The following is a 16,880-nucleotide window of genomic DNA, read 5'->3' as shown; positions in this document are numbered from 1 at the left end:
TTTTTCTATTTGGGTTTTAATTGGTAAAAATAGTAACCGTTTTGTACAGATTATATTTTAAGGAAAAGTAGATTTTTTTTATCTGAAACACAAAAATAATAGGGGTAAATGCTTTTTAATGGGTTTTAATGTTTAATATTTGAGCGTAAAATGATTTTTAAAAATTCTACCATCCTGAAGTTTTACAGAGAACCAATAATCATCAGAAGGTAATTTTTGCCCATTTAGCAATCCATTCCAACCCTCTTCTAAAGGGTTTAGTTCTTTAATGAGTTTACCAAATCTATTAAAAATTTGAATTTTAGTATTGGGTTGAAACATCTCTGATACTCCTGATATTTGCCAAGTATCATGAAAACCATCATTATTTGGGGTAAAGAATTTAGGGAAGCCAATTACGGACACTTTATCGTTAACGGTTCCACAATCATTTTTTATGTCTCTTACTGAAACGGAATAAATTCCAGGAGAAACACTTTCAAAACTATTGCTTTCTTGATAAGGAACAACAATTACGTTATTATTGTCTAGTAATCTATATTCATAAATACCTTCACCAGATACAAGAACTGTTATAGAATTATTTGGAGAGGCATCAACCACTTCTATAGATTCAAAAGTGGCAATATTAGAAGCTTCTACATTTATAATTCTTTCTTTTGAACAACCAGTTATTATGTTGGTAACCGTTACACTATAATTTCCTTGTTGATTTATCTGGATCTCATAAGAAGTTTCACCAGTAGACCAGTTGTAAGTATAGTTATTAGGAGAATCATTTAAAAGGTCAGCATTAATAGGGGTAGTTTGTGGAAATGTATTTAAGCAGTAATATTGTAAATCTTCTTCAGTAATATTTGGTAATTCATTAACGGTAAGTAGTACTTCACTAATGCCATAACAGTTATTAGTATTTTCTACACGGGCAAAAATAGTTTGTAAAAAGGGTATTGTGTTGGTAAATGTTGTACCTAAATTATTTTCTTCTAACAAAGCATCGTTATAAGTTTCATAATAATCAATATTTAAGCCAGCAGGAAGTCCATTAATCACTTCATCATCTGCATCACTTAAATTAAAAATATGAAAACCATCTTCAATACCATCATCATCACAGGTAGTTAAAAACGTGTCATTAGAATCAGTTAAACTTACTTCTAGGGTTAATTCAGAATTACTAATGCATCCAGTAACATCATTAATAACTTCTACATAAATAGTTTGTGGGTTGCTGGTATTGTTAAAAGAATCGCCATTTATTTCATTGTTTCGAGCTACATCAGTATAAAATCTAGTAGACCTATCTGATATACCACTAGTTAGATCATTATTGGCTTCGTTTAAATTAAAAAGTGTTTCACCGTCTAACAAACCATCTTCATCGCATTGTAGAATACTGTGGTTAAAAGCGTCTGGGTTAGGATTTGCTATTAAATTTAAAGTGGTAATACTTTTACAATCTGAATTTAAAACATCTTCGATTCTAACAAAAATCTCCTCATCAAAAGGAGTGTTATTGTAATAATTGTTAGGGAGTTGAGAGTTTCTATTCTCAGCATTAATTTGACTGTCGAAGTATAAAACATTAAAGTCAGATGGATTTTGTCCATTTAAGATTTCATCATTTTTAGATGATAAATCAAAAGTTGCTTGTCCGTTTTTATCATCACCATCATTTAAATTATCACATAAAATATAATTTGAAGGAGGTGTAAAATCTGGACCTAAGTTTACTGAAAGTTCAAAATCGGTTAATTCAAAACACCCTGTAACATTGTTAGTTATTCTAGCAAAAATGGTTTGAGGGTTTGAAATATTTGTATATGGAGAAGTAAGTTCATTTATGCCAATATTCGCATCACTAGCAGAGTCATGATAAGTTATTGTAACATCGGTTTGTGTACCAATGATTGATGTTGTATTATCACTTAAATTAAAGGTCGTAAATTCATCATCAAAAGGAGTCGTAACGTCGCAACTTTCAAAGTCTAAACTATTTCCTGCAGTAGTTGATTCATCTGTTGGAGGATCAGAAAACTGAGCTGTACCAGTCCATTCTAAACTAAACGGACTATTACCAATAGGTCTATCAATAACTATAAAGTAAGTTTCACCTGCTAAAACATCTAGCCATTTTACAAAGCTATCTCCATCAGATCCAGGACCTTCAGAAGTATCATTAGATGTGCTATTCATTCCAGTTAAATTATTCCCTTGATTTGCCGCTTGTGGATTTGTAGTTGAACATCTTATGGTATTGCCTACATTACCACAACTTACATTTGGACCAAAAACAAAAAAATCATAATCTTCAGTTATTGCTGAACTATTTGGAGTAAGAGTAAAACCTAAGGTGCCATCAGTTACTAAAGTCACTTGTAGCCATACACTATTGTTTTCATTACTAGAGCAAGAATTATTAAATTCCCTCGTACCAGAACCATTAACATCTAAATTAATATCAGAATTGCCGCAAGCTATAATAGCATCTACACAATCATTTTGTGTAAAACAAAAGTTAGAGTAAAAGAATGTTATTAAAACGAATAGTAAATTTAGTTTATAGTGTAATTTCAAAATTAATATTTAAGTGTGAAATGATTTTTAAATATTCTTCCATCTTGTAGCTTCACAGAGAACCAATAATCATCACTAGGTACTATTTCACCATTAAGTGTACCATCCCATCCATCCCCTAAAGGGCTCAACTGTTTTAAAAGTTTACCATACCTATTATAGATAAAAATTTTAGTATTAGGTTGAAACATCTCTGATACACCTGAAACTTGCCAGATATCATGTATACCATCATTATTAGGAGTAAAATACTTAGGAAAGCCAATAACAGAAACTTTATCGTTAACCGTTCCACAATTATTTTTTATATCTCTTACTGAGATGGAATAAATTCCAGGAGAAACATTTTCAAACACATTACTTTCTTGATAAGATACCACAATTACATTGTTACTGTCTAGTAACCGATATTCATAAATACCTTCACCAGATACAAATACGGTTATACTGTTATTTTGAGACACATCAATTACTTCTATAGATTCAAAAGTTGCAATATTAGAAGGTTCTATAGTAATTGATCTTTCTTTAGTACATCCATGAGCATTAGTAACTACTACGGTATAATTTCCTAATTCATTTATTTGAATCTCGTAGCTGTTTTCACCTGTAGACCAATTATAAGTATAATTATTAGGAGAATCATTTATAATTGCTGCATTTATTGGTATGGTTTGAGGAAATATATTTAAGCAGTAATATTGCAAATCTTCAACAGTTATATCTGGTAACTTATTAACAGTAAGAGTAACTTCACTAATACCATAACAAGCATTATTATTTTCAGCTCTTGCATATAATATTTGCAAATAAGGGTTAATGTTATTATATGGAGTTGATAACTCGTTTTCTTCAATAAGAGCATCTTCATAGGTTTCATAAAAGGAGATAGGGAATGAAATACCATTTAAAACTTGAATTTCATTACTAATTTCATTTAAATTAAAAGTGTTGAGTCCATCTTCAGAATTTAATTCATCACAAACAGCCGGTACTGAGTAATTTTCTATTTGGGTAGAAGAGGTTTCTAAAACAAGTTCGGCAATACTAAAACAACCTGTATTACTGTCAATAACTTGTACAAAAAGTGTTTCAGGGTTTTGTGTGTTTTCAAAACTATTAGGGTTTTCAATCTCCTCAATACTATTTTCAGCATCATTTAAAGAATTGAAAAATTTTAATTCACGATTTGGTGAATTGTTATTTAATATTTCTTCAGCTTCAAATAAATTATAAATTGTTCTATTGTCTTTTAAACCATCTTCATCACATTGTATGAGTGTTGTGTTTGTATATTGAGGTAAAGGGTTAATCGTTAGTTCTATAGGTTCTGAAATAGAAAAACAATCTGTATTTAAGTTGTTTTCAATTCTAGCAAAAATATTTTCTTGAAAAGGTGTTTGATTGTAGTAAGTAAAATCTAATGCATTATTATTTGCTTCTGCATCAGTAACGGTTTGATGATAAGTAATAGAAAATGATGAAGGATCTTGATTCTGTAAAACAGAAATATCAAATTGATGTAAGTCTATTTCAACTTGTCCATTAGTAACGTCTGTATCTGTAACAATTTCCATGTCACATATCTCAAGAGGGTTAACAAAATTTGCTGTAGGTGTTTCAAAAACATTAATTAAGAAAGAAATACTGGTATCATAGCAATTGCTATTACCAGTAACACCAAGTCTAGTATAAATTCTTTGGGGGTTTTCAGTATTCTCAAATGGAATGCTAATTTCATTTTGATTTAAATCAGCATCTTCTTGAGAAGTAAAATATTTAATATTATAAACAAAAGGATCTTGAGAACCTAAAGCTTCTATGGTTTGAACAGAGAAATCAAAAATATATTTACCATCATTATCATCATCACATATTAAAACATCATTAATAAAATTGGTTATTGGAATATCAAAATACTCAACTAAAGCTTCACCTTCGAGTATATCGCAATCACCTGTATTTGTTTCTATTAATACTTCATATAAACCAGGTTGATTAACCTCTAAATCAAAATCATTTTCAGTAAGTAATATACCATTTCTGGTCCAAGTATAAATAGCACCAAGAATTTCATCAGCTTTTAATGTATAAGTTTCTCCGATACAGAGAGGAAGATAGCTTGATTCAAATTCGTTTTTAACAATATCAATTTTTTCAGCAAAAAAAGAAGTAATAAATGGAGGTAACCCTTGTCTGGAATTGGTTGTTAATTCTATTTCATTATGTACATAATTACAAGCTAACCCTAATTGATTTGGATTATTTATAACAGACAAAAAAGGAGAGCCTGTATTATATGTTATACTCATAGCTCTGTAAATTTTACCATTAGGGCCTAATTGTAGTGCACCACGATAGATTTGTCTATCATCAATTACAACTTCTGAAGCACTAATGTTTGATGCAGTTAAGTCGTATTGTAATAATGAACCATACTGACTTGAAGGATTATTTGATTCTGAAAAATCGGGATTGTAATAAGCAGAAACATATAAAATTTCATTGTTTTGTGAAAATTCAATTCCATATGAAGCTTGTGGTTTGGTTATTGGGGAAAAATTAATATTGATTTGGGTTTGATTACTAACAATCCCAGTTGCAGTGTCAAAATCGTATAAATATAATCCTGAAGCAGAATTTGCACATGCCAGTTTTGTACCATCAGGGGATAATTTTAAGTATCCTCTGGGGTCTTCTATAGAAGTATTAAAAGTTGATATAACAGGTGTTGTATTAATACCTAGGTTAGAAACTTCGTAAGCATAAAATGTATCAAAAAAAGTTGAAGGTGAGCCTGTTGATGAAGCAAATGTAATAACCCAAATAGATTTTGACTCACAATCTTTTAAAACAGCACTTATTTTTTCAGAACTATCTTGTAGAAGGTTAATGTTTTTTTCAGTTATATCTCCTAAACCACTATTAAGAGTCAAATCTACAACGGAATAATTAAAGCCCATATCTGGGTCGCCTTCAAAAACAGAAGTGTCTACTGTAAAAATGTAATAGATATTTAAATCATCAGGTTTAGGGACAACTAAAGCTGATTGTGTACTTGATGGATCTCCAAATAGTCCATTATTAGGCATAGGTTGGTGGAGTCTATTATAAACAGTAATACCATCGGTGTAAAATAGTAAATCACCATTATTATCTGCAATGGTGGTACAACCTTCAACGGTGTTTAATCTTCCATCTGTTAGATTTGTTACAGATTCATCTGCATTAAACTCTATGCCAGCATTTTCACCAAAGTACCAATAAGATGCTTCCTCCTGAGAGTAAGATATAGCAGAAAGGAGTAAAAATAAAAAGACAAATATTTTTTTCATTTTTCAGTAGCAAAAGCTACCAAAGATATTATAAATCTCGCTTTTTTAATAATCTATACGATAAAAAGATAAATAGAGCAGTCCAACAAAGCACTATAGTAATTTCATTCCAATGTACTGCATAATCATAAGCTAATTCTGCTTTATCTGGAAATTTAGTAATGGCAATTCTTTGAAAAGGCTGATCAATTAATTTATACATGGATTTAAGCGGAAAGAAATTCTGAATTTTCTCTGCTAGATGATGGTCTGATTGCCATGTGATTAAACCGAAAACAATCCATTCTACAATGTAAAGTATAAATAAGAAAGCTAATGCAAAAGCAGAACGTTTTACTAACATGCCAAAGAATAAACATAAGCTGAAAAAACCTATTAGTTTTACAAAATATGCTATTAAAAATTCTGTTTCTCTAATAATTATAGCAAACTCATTATAGCTAGAGTAGTACAAACCAATACATAAAGAAATTAAACCAATTAACACAGTTGATACCAATGAAAAGAAAACAATGGTATAAAATTTAGAAAGTATAAATTCCTTTTTACTCAACCCATCAATAAGGTTTTGTTTAATGGTTTTATTGCTGTATTCATTGCCTATCATGCTTACTACTACAATTGCAAAAAAGAATTTGAATTGAGATGCAAAAAAGGTGGTTAAATGCCATATTATTGGAAAATTAAAGATTCCTAATTCACCCAATTCTAAAGTAAAAAAACCAAAAACATTTATTTTTAAAGACGACAGAAGTATTACAAAAAAGGGCAAAATAAATGATATAAAAATGAGTATTTTGCTTGTTCTGTTAAGTAATAATTTTTGTAATTCTAAGTTTAAAAGACGTAGCATATGGTTAGTTTTGGTTGTTATCAGTTAGTTGTAAAAATTGTTCCTCTAAACTTTCTTTACGCTGCACTAAATGGGTTAAAATGATATTTTTTTCAAACAAAAATTTGTTGAAATCTTCAGATTTCATAGGTTCAGTTAGAAAAGCAGTTACTAAATTATCTTGAACCTTAATTTTTCCAAAAGAGTTGTGGTTTTCTAATAATTGTACTAATTCTTCTTGCTTATTACATTTTAGTTCAAAAAAGCCATGACTGGAAATCATTTCATCCACACGCCCAGAATATAATTTTTCACCTTTACGGAGTACTACAACATGCGAACATACTTTTTCAACTTCATCTAATAAATGCGATGCCAATAAAATAGTTGTTCCTTCTGCTGCTATTTGTTTTATTATTTCTCTAATTTGATGAATACCTTGTGGATCTAAACCGTTTGTAGGCTCATCAAGAATTAAAATTTCAGGGTCGTTTAATAGTGCAGAGGCAATAGCTAAACGTTGTTTCATACCTAAAGAATAGGTTTTAAATTTGCTGTCTTTTCGTTCTAAAAGTCCAACAATTTCTAGCTTTTCATCTATTTTGCTATAATCAACACCTTTAATTTTACAAACAAGCTTCAAATTTTGATAAGCTGTCATGTAAGGATAAAAATTTGGGCGCTCAATAATGGCACCTACTTTTTTTAAGGCATCATGTGTAGTTGTATTTCCATCAAACCAATGGAAGTTTCCTTCGGTTTTATTTACCACATTTAAAACTATGCCTAAAGTTGTAGATTTACCACTTCCGTTGGGTCCTAAAATGCCATAAACATTACCTTTATTTATGGTAAACGATAAATCTTTAACAGCAGTTAAATAGCCAAATTTTTTAGTAAGGTTGTTAATTGTAAGAATGGATTCCAAACTATTATGGTTTTAATGCTAATTTTTAAAATTAGCAAGGTTAGTTATTAAAGTATGACGATGCTCTTTAAATTTTGTTACAACCTTATTTATAAAAGCGTTAAATTTGAATAAGTTTTTGAAGTATATGCAAGATTTAAAAATATCTAAAAAAAAGCCGTCGTTTCCTATAACTCCTAAGTTAAACAATTACCTTATAGAATATAATAGGAATGTGAAAATCCCCATTTTTTATGATGATTTATTGCGTTTTCAAGGTTCTATAGTCGTTTATGATAAAGAAGAAAACGATACCTTATGGATACGTGTTTATTACAATGAATTTGAAAGGGAAGAAATAGATTTATCTTTAAAAAAGGTATATACTATTCTACATTCTGATGGAAATAAAGAAACTATCCCGTTTCTTAGTGTTGATGCTATTGATTATTGCACTTTTGGAAATTCTAAACCTTTCAGAATAAAGATTAGAAACATTTTAAACGATAATTATACCTATTTTTATGTAAAATCTGCTGATGCTTCTCGCGTTTATGGTTTGGAGTTAGAACATATGTTATCTCCATACAATTTAAATTTTTTGGTGTACAAAAACACTTTAATTGAAGAGCATATTGCTGGAATTCCTGGTGATGAATTTATTAAAAACATGTTACCTAAATGTGATAAATCTGAAAAGGCTCAAATAGCAAAAGAGTTCGTTAAGTTTAACGAACGTTGTATGATCAGGCTTTTAGGCGATATGCGCTCTTATAATTATGTTATTGTACCAACACACGATTTTGATCATGTAGTGTATAGAATTAGAGCTATAGATTTTGATCAACAATCCTATGAAGGTAAATTTAATATTTACAGACCTCAGTTTTTTAAAGAAAATTTAAAAATGGTGGAGTTGGTTTCAGGAAGTATGCAGAAACTATCTATTAATCAGTATAAAACAGAAGAGCGTTCTATTTTGGTAAAACGATTAAAAAGTTATTATGGTAGAGTAGATAAGTTGTTAGAATGTATGCTCGAAGATTCCATATCTAAAGATGAAAATATAGAATCTTTGAAAATGAAAATTTTTGAATACACCCAAGATGTAAATTTTAAACGAAGTAAGAATATGGGTGAAATTCTTAAATATTCTCTTGAATTTTTAACAAGAAACTACGAGAATGTAAGTTTAGAAAATTTAAAAGATAGGTAAATTAATTCCAGTTTTCGTCAAAGTCTAAACTTTCATAATCGTCAATATCTAATTCATCATCAAATTCATTAAAATCATCATCTTCATCAGCTTCAAATAATTTTTCTGGAGCAGTATCTGGAACTTGACCTTGAACAAACATAAGGTTTGGATAATCATGACCTTCCGTTTCATCAACAATTTCGGCAAGTTCAACATAGAATGTCCACATGCTTAAAAAGTCATAAACATATATAAGTTTTGTTTGTGCTTCATGAACTACGCTATCTAAAGAAGTTTCATTCATTAGACGTGCAGAAGCATCATCACTTAAATCAAATAGAGATATTTCTTCACCTTGTTCCCATATATCATTACTTATGTAAAATGAAGCCATTTCAGTACCATCAAACCCAAACGATTGGGTAATAATGTTGTGTAAATCTTCAAGTGTATCTGTTTCACGTATTTCTAAATCGCGAAAAATATCTTCATCTGTGTCGTTATCTAAAATAACTCTAAATCTGTAAATCATCATTAAAAAATATGGTGCAAAGTTATACTTTTTTATGTTATTTCGTAAAACAATGTAAAGTAAATGTCATAGCACTTAATAAGAAAAATGCACCTATTTGATGAGCTACACCCAACCAAACAGGAACTTGTAGTAAAATTGTAAAAACGCCTAATAAAAACTGAATAAAAACAAAAATTAATAAACTGTTTATAGCCCTTGATTGATAAATGCTGAGAATTAATTTTCTGGATTTTAAATAGATTGCAATAATAAACCCAACTACTATATAGGCTAAAATCCTATGTGCAAATTGCACACCGCTTTTACCCTCAATAAAGTTTTTGTAAACAGGATTTTGTTCAATGTAAACCGTTTCGTGCATAAACTTGCCTTCACTCATCATTGGCCAATGATTGTGTATAAAACCAGCATCTAAACCTGCAACAAAAGCACCATAAATTATTTGAATTACTAATATTACAAGGCTAAAGCTAATTAAATTTCTAAACGATTTATTAATTTCTTTTTTATTAGGAAACATTAAATCTAAAGCTACCCAAAACGTATATGCAAAGGTTATGAATGCTGTTGTTAAATGTGCTGCAAGCCTGTAGTGACTAACATCAGGATTATCTACTAAACCACTTTTTACCATATACCAACCTAAAAAACCTTGAAAAGCACCTAAGCATAAAAGGATTATTGACTTTTTAATTGTTGGCTTAGAAAGCTGTTTAGTAATTAAGAAATATAAAAACGGAAGCAAAAACACTAACCCAATAAAACGCCCAATAACACGATGTAGCCATTCCCAGAAATAAATATCTTTAAAATCTTGTAAGTCAAAATGATTGTTAAGCTTTTGGTATTCTGGGTATTGCTTGTATAAATCGAAAGCTTCTTGCCATTCTACTTCATTCATTGGTGGTATTGTACCCGATATTAATTTATAATTTGAAATAGATAAACCAGAATGTGTTAGTCTAGTAATACCACCAACAACTACCATTATAAAAATGAGTAAACAACCCGTTAATAACCAATAAATGACTTTTTTATTATCCTTTTTCATTACTATAATTGTTTTTTAAAACACAAACTATTATCAACATTAGCATATTGACCAAAATTTGGGATAATCTTGTAATTATTCTTTTTGTAAAAATTAACAGCTTCAATTTGTCTTTTTCCTGTTTCTAAAACACAAGAATTATATCCATTTTCTTTTGCCCAAATTTCTAGTTCTTTTAAAATGTTTGAGGCTACACCAATACTTCTGGTTTCTGGCAAAGTAAACATGCGTTTAATTTCTACACTATTTTTATCGAACTTTTTAAAGGCACCACAACCAACAGGTTTATTATTTAAATAAGCAACAACGGTATGTTTTAAAACATCAATGCTATTGTATTGGTTGTAAAAATCATGGTCGTCACCATCAACTATTTTTAAATAAGTATCTAGTTGTTTAACTAAATTAACAAAATCAGTATTATCAGAATTTGTTCTTACTATTTTTATCATAACTAATGCGTTACTTTTAAACCTAAGCGTTCACCTTCTTTTAACATAAGTTGATAAGCTGCTTCATATTCATTTGGTATATCACCTTCTAAAATAGCTTCTTTAATAACTTCTTTAATTCTACCAATCTCTCGTGAAGGTTTAATATTAAAGGTTTTCATGATCTCTTCACCTGAAATAGGTGGTTGAAAATTACGAACATGATCGCGTTCTTCAACTTCAACTATTTTCTCTCTAACAATTTTAAAATTGTTATGATACTTATTAAATTTTTTAGGGTTTTTTGTGGTAATATCTGCTTCACAAAGCGTCATTAAATCATCTACATAATCACCGGCATCAAAAACCAAACGACGCACTGCAGAATCGGTTACAATATCTTGAGCTAAAACAATTGGGCGAGAACTCATCAATACCATTTTTTGAACAAATTTCATTTTGTCATTTAATGGCATTTTTAAACGTTTGAATAAATGAAATACCATTTTAGAACCTTCAAACTCATGCCCGTGAAATGTCCAACCTACTTTTTTACTAAACTTTTTTGTTGGTGCTTTACCAATATCATGTAATAAAGCAGCCCAACGAAGCCATAAGTTTTCAGTGTTTTGTGCAATATTGTCCACAACTTCTAATGTGTGATAAAAATTATCTTTATGGCGTTGTCCCTCAACTTCATCAATACCTTTTAAAGCGGTTAGTTCTGGTAAAATATATTCTAGCAATCCTGTTTTTTCTAGCAATAGGAAACCAATTGATGGTTTTTTACTTTCTAAAATTTTATTTAACTCTGTTACGATACGCTCGTGAGTTATAATTTTAATTCTATGATTGTTTTTTCTTATTGCCTTTAAAGATTCTTCCTCAATTTTAAAATCTAATTGTGTTGCAAACCTTATGGCACGCATCATCCTTAAAGGGTCGTCACTGTAAGTGATATCTGGATTTAAAGGTGTGCGAATGATTTTATTTTCTAAATCATTAATTCCATAAAAAGGGTCTAGTAAATCACCAAAATTGTCTTCACTTAAACTTAATGCTAAGGCGTTAATAGTGAAATCTCGTCGGTTTTGATCGTCTTGTAACGTGCCGTTTTCAACTGCAGGATTTCTGCTATTTTCGCTGTAAGATTCTTTGCGAGCTCCAACAAATTCAACTTCAATATCATCATATCGTAACATGGCAGTACCGTAAGTTTTAAAAACTTGTACTTTGGGTTTGTTAGGCAGATTTTTAGCTACTTGTTTTGCTAACTGTATGCCATCTCCAATAGCAACAACATCTATATCTTTTGCATTACCACGTTTTAATATAAAATCGCGTACAAAACCACCAATAACGTAACTTTCTAAATCTAATTCGGATGCAGATTTAGAAATAATTTTAAATATTTTATGTTGAAGTGCTTCTTTGTAATTCATTAACGGTATTTGAGATTTTACTCTCTAATAATCTTAACAAGTCCATTATTGCTTAACTTAATAATTGAAGATGGCTTGTCACAGACTTTTTCACGGTGCAAATTTACAACATAGTCTACACCTTTTAAAACCTCTGGAGCTATTTCTTTAAACGATTTTGGAGTAGGTTTTCCACTTATATTTGCTGAAGTAGATACTATGGCACCATTAAATTTTCTTGATAACCAATAACAAAAGTCATCATTTGGAATACGAATTGCTATTGTACCGTCTTCAGCTATTAAATTTGAAGCTAAATTTTGAGCGTCGTCGTAAATTATAGTGGTAGGTTTATCTGTAATATCAATGATGTTTAAAGCAGCTTCAGGTATTTGTTTTACATATTTTTTAAGCATTCTGTCATCTGCAACCAAACAAATGAGCGCTTTACTATCTTCGCGTTGTTTTAGTTGATAGACTTTTTTTACTGCTTCTGGATTTGTAGCATCACAGCCAATGCCCCAAACGGTATCAGTTGGGTAGAGTATGAGTCCGCCTTCTTTTAAAATTTTAAGGGCTTTTTGAATTTCGGGTTGCATTTTATAAACGATGAATTTGTTGCTTATGTTTTAATGAAATGGATAACGGAGCTTGTTTAAACAAAGCGATAAAAACAGGCCAATTTTTAGGTTTTACAAGACTACTAAAAATGTATTTAATTTGTAAGTAGGTAAGTAAAATATAAAAAGCTAACATTCCATAGTGTTTTCTAATAACGTACAACAAAGATATTTTAAGTTCAATTTTTAATGCTATAGATTTTGGGGTACTCGCACCATGAAAATGAATAAACCTACCTTCTGGAACTAAAAAAGCTTCTTTATTTATTTTTGAAAGACGTTTACATATATCAGTTTCCTCATGGTATAGAAATATATTGGTGTCAAACCCACCTACTTTATTAAAGCTTTCAGCGTTAAAAAACATAAAACTCCCAGCTACAAATTGACCTTTTTGAGGTTCGCTATACAATGTTTTACGTTTTGGGTACTTATTTGAATTAATGCTTTCTAATACTTTTCTTCCAAATAATTCCCTACCTAATGAAGCAAAATGATCTATGGTTGGTAGAATTTTTCCATTTTCCTTGAACGCTTGTGGTCCGCAAACACCAACATTTTTATTAGAATCCATAAAGTTTTTAAGGATAGATAAGCAATCGTTTTCTAATAAAACATCATTATTAATAAATGCTAAATATTTCCCTTTGGCTTCTCTAACTCCAATCATGTTGCCGCCACCAAAACCAGTGTTAATATCACTTCTTATAAGTTTTATGCTGTTGGAATTAGATACAGAATCTATGTATTTTTTTAAATCATAATAATTTTTAGAATTAGAGTCATTATCAATAATAAAATATTCACAGTTCAGGTTTTTAGATGTATACCTAAAAATAGATTCTATACAATTAATAGTATATTCTGTTGTGTTGTAGTTAATAATAATTACAGAAACATCAAATAACATAATTATAAGTATTGATTAATTCCTTTTTCAATAAATGTTATTTTTTTTGCAGTAGTTTCATTTTCAATAACTTCATTAAGATGTACTAGACTTCTGTCTTGTTCTTTATGATAAATATGATAAGCTAATCCTTTAAACTTTAATCGTTTTCCTTTTACACCAATATTGAGTAAACGTTGTATCATTTCACTATCATCAATTCCCCAACCAACAAGATTTTCATTAAAACCATTAACCTTAATGAAATCTTCTCTCCAAAACGACATGTTACAACCTCTTAATTTTGAAGATCTAGCGTCTTCTTCTTTGTGTAAATTTGCAAGAAATGGTATGCGAATAGTTCTACCACGTTTTTTAATTCCTTTCGAAAAAAAGTTAAACGTAATTTGTTTATTATTAAATAGGTTATCTAAATGGTTTTCTTGAATATTTACTCTACTACCATACAAAAACATATTTTTTTTAGCCATTGTTAAATGATCTTTCACAAAATCTTTGTGCATAATAATATCTCCATCAATTTCAACAATATACTCAAAACTTGATTTGGCAATGGCTTTATTCATTATTGCAGGCTTTTGGTTTTTATTATCTTCATGCCATACATGATGTAATGGTACAGGAAAATCTTTTTGAAACTTTTTTATTAACTCTTCGGTTTCTTTCTTAGAACCATCATCAGCAATAATAACTTCATTTGGTAAAACAGATTGTTGCTTTACACTTAACAGCAAAAGTTCTAAAGCCTTAGGCCAATTATAGGTTGGTGTTACTAAAGAGCATTTTGGTAAAGACTGCATATGAATAATTTTTGTCTGCAAATTAATGTATTTTTTATTAAATAAAATTTAGAATGAAAAGGCAGTTTGAAATTTTATACATTTGAAAAATGGATTACGAAAATAAACCCAAAGGGTATTACGATAATGTACGTTTAGAAATGCTTCAGTTTTTACCACATGACGCTAAAGTAATTTTAGATGTTGGTTGCGGAAATGGAGCTTTTGCAGAAATAATAAAAGAACAAAATAATGCTGAAGTATGGGGAATAGAGTTAATGGAAGAGCATGCAAAAGAAGCTCAAAAAAAATTAGATAAGGTTTTTATAGGGAAATGCGAAGATTTTATTGAGAGTTTACCAGATAAGTATTTTGATGTAATTTATTGTAATGATGTTTTAGAGCATTTAGTTGATCCATACCATGTAATTAATATTCTGAAAAAGAAATTGTCAAAAAAAGGAAAAATAATAAGTTCTTTGCCTAATGTTAGATTTTTCAAAACTTTTATGGGAGTTTTAATAAAAAAGGATTGGAAGTATGAATACTATGGTGTTATGGATAGAACCCATTTAAGATTTTTTACAAAAAAGAGTATAAGAGATATGTATGAAGATTTAGGTTTTGAGGTTTTAGAACATAAGGGAATTAATAGAAGTAAATCCATTAAACCTTACTTATTTCATACATTAACACTTTTTACTCAATTAGATATGCAGTATTTACAATTTGCCACAGTTGCACAGATAGTTAATGAAAAGTAAAAGTGTAATCCATACAAGCTTTAAGAATTTTGAAGATAAACTAGATGATTTTATTCTAAATTTTGAAACTAAAGGTGAAGACTTTGGTAATCAAGACAGAAATTCTTTAAAACTATTCAATCTAAGTGATAAACTAATTAATGTAAAGTCATTTAGAGTTCCAAATATAATCAATCAAATTGCCTACAAATTCTTTAGAAAAAGTAAAGCTCAACGATCTTTTGAATATGCAAACAAGCTTGTTGAACTAAATATAGGAACACCACAACCAATAGCTTATTACGAGTTTACAACACCATTTTTATTTAAAAAAAGTTATTATGTAAGTGAACAGCAAGAATGCGATTTAACTTATAGAGAACTTACCACAGATTTAAATTACTCTAACCACGAAGCTATACTACGTGCATTCACTAGATTTACGTTTCAATTGCACGAGAAAGGAGTTCATTTTTTAGATCATTCTCCCGGAAATACATTAATTAAAATCAATAATGAAAATTATAAATTTTACTTAGTCGATTTAAACCGAATGGAGTTTAAACCATTAAATTTTGAAACCAGAATTAAAAACTTTTCGCGTTTAACTATTCATAAATCTATGGTAGAAGTTATGAGTGATGAATATTCAAAATGTTCTGGAGAGGATTTTGAAAAAATTTTCAATTTAATGTGGCAAGAAACTGAATCGTTTCAGGAAAAATATCATCGTAGGCGACGATTAAAACAGAAATTAAAGTTTTGGAAAAAGCATTAAGCATTTCCCTTAATTAGCTCACGTAATTTAGTGTATTTTAAAAATGTAATGTTTGCAGTTTGTACAGAAATTACAAATCCATTTAAACCATCTAAAAAACCTAAACGTAAAAAATAGGCTTTAAAAAATGCCCAAGTTGGATTAAATAAAATTTTCCAAAAAGGTGCTTTTTTACCTAAATTATAGTAAGCTTTTGCAGCAATAGTAGAGAAATGTTCAGTTTTTAAATTAAATTCAGAATAGGTTTGGTAAGTCCAATGTAGAATATCACCTTTTAAGTAACCCGTTTTTTCTTTTGTGTTATTCAATTCTATGTGGTCGTGCGGATTTATTCCTTTCCACTCAGCTTTTCGTCTATCAAAAACACGAAGTTTTTTATTTGGATACCAATCAGAATACTTAATCCATTGTCCACAAAAATTATTAAATCTATTGGCATAATAACCACTAAAATTCCAATTGTTTTTTAATGAAATAATAGATTCTTGAAGAACTTCCGAAAGTGCTTCATCTCCATCTAGAGACACAATATAATCATATGAGGCTTGAGTTAGAGCAAAGTTTTTTTGTTCAACGTAGCCCAAAAATTTCTGTTCAATAAATTTTACATTAAATCTAGAACAAATAGATTTGGTATTATCAGTTGAAAACGAATCTACTACAACAATTTCATCAACAACATTAACTAAAGACTCTAAACATTTTTCAATATTTCTAGCTTCGTTATAGGTTATAATAACACCAGATAGTTTAATCATATTCT

15 protein-coding genes are annotated in these 16,880 nt (G+C 29.5%); 3 read left to right on the top strand and 12 right to left on the bottom strand.

What is annotated here, in order from left to right; all coding sequences use genetic code 11:
- Positions 1 to 132: 132 nt before the first annotated feature.
- Genes MBM09_RS12420 through MBM09_RS12405 form a run of 4 tightly spaced genes read right to left on the bottom strand, consistent with a single transcriptional unit; the run spans position 133 to position 7,672 of the window.
- Entirely contained in the window at positions 133 to 2,577 is a 2,445-nt protein-coding gene (locus tag MBM09_RS12420) for a T9SS type B sorting domain-containing protein (RefSeq protein WP_238674040.1), read from the bottom strand.
- 2 nt (positions 2,578 to 2,579) lie between these two features.
- On the bottom strand, positions 2,580 to 5,912 hold the full coding sequence (locus tag MBM09_RS12415) for a T9SS type B sorting domain-containing protein (protein WP_238674039.1): 3,333 nt from the start codon (positions 5,910 to 5,912) through the stop codon (positions 2,580 to 2,582).
- Between the two features lie 28 nt (positions 5,913 to 5,940).
- Positions 5,941 to 6,765 carry an ABC transporter permease gene (locus tag MBM09_RS12410; RefSeq protein ID WP_238674038.1) on the bottom strand — a complete coding sequence of 275 codons (825 nt, stop codon included), beginning with the start codon at positions 6,763 to 6,765 and terminating at the stop codon, positions 5,941 to 5,943.
- A 4-nt stretch (positions 6,766 to 6,769) separates the two neighbouring features.
- Positions 6,770 to 7,672 carry an ABC transporter ATP-binding protein gene (locus MBM09_RS12405; protein WP_238674037.1) on the bottom strand — a complete coding sequence of 301 codons (903 nt, stop codon included), beginning with the start codon at positions 7,670 to 7,672 and terminating at the stop codon, positions 6,770 to 6,772.
- A gap of 127 nt (positions 7,673 to 7,799) precedes the next feature.
- Between MBM09_RS12405 and MBM09_RS12400 the strand changes: the two genes are divergently transcribed.
- Positions 7,800 to 8,867, top strand: coding sequence for a hypothetical protein (locus MBM09_RS12400; protein ID WP_238674036.1), 1,068 nt, complete (start codon positions 7,800 to 7,802; stop codon positions 8,865 to 8,867).
- 1 nt (position 8,868) lies between these two features.
- Here the strand turns inward: MBM09_RS12400 and MBM09_RS12395 are convergent, their stop codons facing one another.
- From MBM09_RS12395 to MBM09_RS12365, 7 genes are read right to left on the bottom strand one after another with little or no spacing between them, the layout of a single operon-like run.
- The gene (locus tag MBM09_RS12395; protein ID WP_238676340.1) at positions 8,869 to 9,381 is read right to left on the bottom strand and encodes a plasmid pRiA4b ORF-3 family protein; all 513 of its coding nucleotides are present in this window, start codon (positions 9,379 to 9,381) and stop codon (positions 8,869 to 8,871) included.
- Between the two features lie 37 nt (positions 9,382 to 9,418).
- Entirely contained in the window at positions 9,419 to 10,435 is a 1,017-nt protein-coding gene (locus tag MBM09_RS12390; protein WP_238674035.1) for a COX15/CtaA family protein, read from the bottom strand.
- Positions 10,436 to 10,437: 2 nt separating this feature from the next.
- Positions 10,438 to 10,887, bottom strand: coding sequence for a GNAT family N-acetyltransferase (locus tag MBM09_RS12385; RefSeq protein WP_238674034.1), 450 nt, complete (start codon positions 10,885 to 10,887; stop codon positions 10,438 to 10,440).
- 2 nt (positions 10,888 to 10,889) lie between these two features.
- Complete coding sequence (locus tag MBM09_RS12380) at positions 10,890 to 12,308, bottom strand: CCA tRNA nucleotidyltransferase (RefSeq protein ID WP_238674033.1); 1,419 nt, start codon at positions 12,306 to 12,308, stop codon at positions 10,890 to 10,892.
- A gap of 17 nt (positions 12,309 to 12,325) precedes the next feature.
- The gene (locus MBM09_RS12375) at positions 12,326 to 12,886 is read right to left on the bottom strand and encodes an L-threonylcarbamoyladenylate synthase (protein WP_238674032.1); all 561 of its coding nucleotides are present in this window, start codon (positions 12,884 to 12,886) and stop codon (positions 12,326 to 12,328) included.
- 1 nt (position 12,887) lies between these two features.
- Entirely contained in the window at positions 12,888 to 13,817 is a 930-nt protein-coding gene (locus MBM09_RS12370; protein ID WP_238674031.1) for a glycosyltransferase family 2 protein, read from the bottom strand.
- A gap of 2 nt (positions 13,818 to 13,819) precedes the next feature.
- On the bottom strand, positions 13,820 to 14,617 hold the full coding sequence (locus MBM09_RS12365) for a glycosyltransferase family 2 protein (protein ID WP_238674030.1): 798 nt from the start codon (positions 14,615 to 14,617) through the stop codon (positions 13,820 to 13,822).
- Between the two features lie 89 nt (positions 14,618 to 14,706).
- Between MBM09_RS12365 and MBM09_RS12360 the strand changes: the two genes are divergently transcribed.
- Both MBM09_RS12360 and MBM09_RS12355 read left to right on the top strand, forming a co-directional pair.
- Positions 14,707 to 15,360, top strand: a complete 654-nt coding sequence (locus MBM09_RS12360) for a bifunctional 2-polyprenyl-6-hydroxyphenol methylase/3-demethylubiquinol 3-O-methyltransferase UbiG (protein ID WP_238674029.1) — start codon at positions 14,707 to 14,709, stop codon at positions 15,358 to 15,360.
- The gene (locus MBM09_RS12355) at positions 15,350 to 16,117 is read left to right on the top strand and encodes a lipopolysaccharide kinase InaA family protein (protein WP_238674028.1); all 768 of its coding nucleotides are present in this window, start codon (positions 15,350 to 15,352) and stop codon (positions 16,115 to 16,117) included. Before MBM09_RS12360 ends, MBM09_RS12355 begins: the two co-directional genes overlap by 11 nt.
- Here MBM09_RS12355 and MBM09_RS12350 read toward each other — a convergent pair.
- Positions 16,114 to 16,875, bottom strand: coding sequence for a glycosyltransferase family 2 protein (locus tag MBM09_RS12350; RefSeq protein WP_305070097.1), 762 nt, complete (start codon positions 16,873 to 16,875; stop codon positions 16,114 to 16,116). The genes MBM09_RS12355 and MBM09_RS12350 overlap by 4 nt on opposite strands.
- Positions 16,876 to 16,880: the final 5 nt, after the last annotated feature.

The organism is Flaviramulus sp. BrNp1-15 (assembly GCF_022259695.1).
Taxonomy (GTDB): domain Bacteria; phylum Bacteroidota; class Bacteroidia; order Flavobacteriales; family Flavobacteriaceae; genus BrNp1-15.
Note: the sequence above shows the minus strand (reverse complement) of the source record. Positions and strands in the feature narration are given on the sequence as shown.

Excerpts from the sequence above, each read along its gene's own strand:
- MBM09_RS12390 (WP_238674035.1), bottom strand. The coding sequence starts at position 10,435 with ATGAAAAAGGATAATAAAAAAGTCATTTATTGGTTATTAACGGGTTGT.
- MBM09_RS12375 (WP_238674032.1), bottom strand. The coding sequence starts at position 12,886 with ATGCAACCCGAAATTCAAAAAGCCCTTAAAATTTTAAAAGAAGGCGGA.
- MBM09_RS12350 (WP_305070097.1), bottom strand. The coding sequence starts at position 16,875 with ATGATTAAACTATCTGGTGTTATTATAACCTATAACGAAGCTAGAAAT.
- MBM09_RS12370 (WP_238674031.1), bottom strand. The coding sequence starts at position 13,817 with ATGTTATTTGATGTTTCTGTAATTATTATTAACTACAACACAACAGAA.
- MBM09_RS12410 (WP_238674038.1), bottom strand. The coding sequence starts at position 6,765 with ATGCTACGTCTTTTAAACTTAGAATTACAAAAATTATTACTTAACAGA.
- MBM09_RS12395 (WP_238676340.1), bottom strand. The coding sequence starts at position 9,381 with ATGATTTACAGATTTAGAGTTATTTTAGATAACGACACAGATGAAGAT.
- MBM09_RS12355 (WP_238674028.1), top strand. The coding sequence starts at position 15,350 with ATGAAAAGTAAAAGTGTAATCCATACAAGCTTTAAGAATTTTGAAGAT.
- MBM09_RS12360 (WP_238674029.1), top strand. The coding sequence starts at position 14,707 with ATGGATTACGAAAATAAACCCAAAGGGTATTACGATAATGTACGTTTA.
- MBM09_RS12385 (WP_238674034.1), bottom strand. The coding sequence starts at position 10,887 with ATGATAAAAATAGTAAGAACAAATTCTGATAATACTGATTTTGTTAAT.
- MBM09_RS12365 (WP_238674030.1), bottom strand. The coding sequence starts at position 14,617 with ATGCAGTCTTTACCAAAATGCTCTTTAGTAACACCAACCTATAATTGG.
- MBM09_RS12380 (WP_238674033.1), bottom strand. The coding sequence starts at position 12,308 with ATGAATTACAAAGAAGCACTTCAACATAAAATATTTAAAATTATTTCT.
- MBM09_RS12415 (WP_238674039.1), bottom strand. The coding sequence starts at position 5,912 with ATGAAAAAAATATTTGTCTTTTTATTTTTACTCCTTTCTGCTATATCT.
- MBM09_RS12400 (WP_238674036.1), top strand. The coding sequence starts at position 7,800 with ATGCAAGATTTAAAAATATCTAAAAAAAAGCCGTCGTTTCCTATAACT.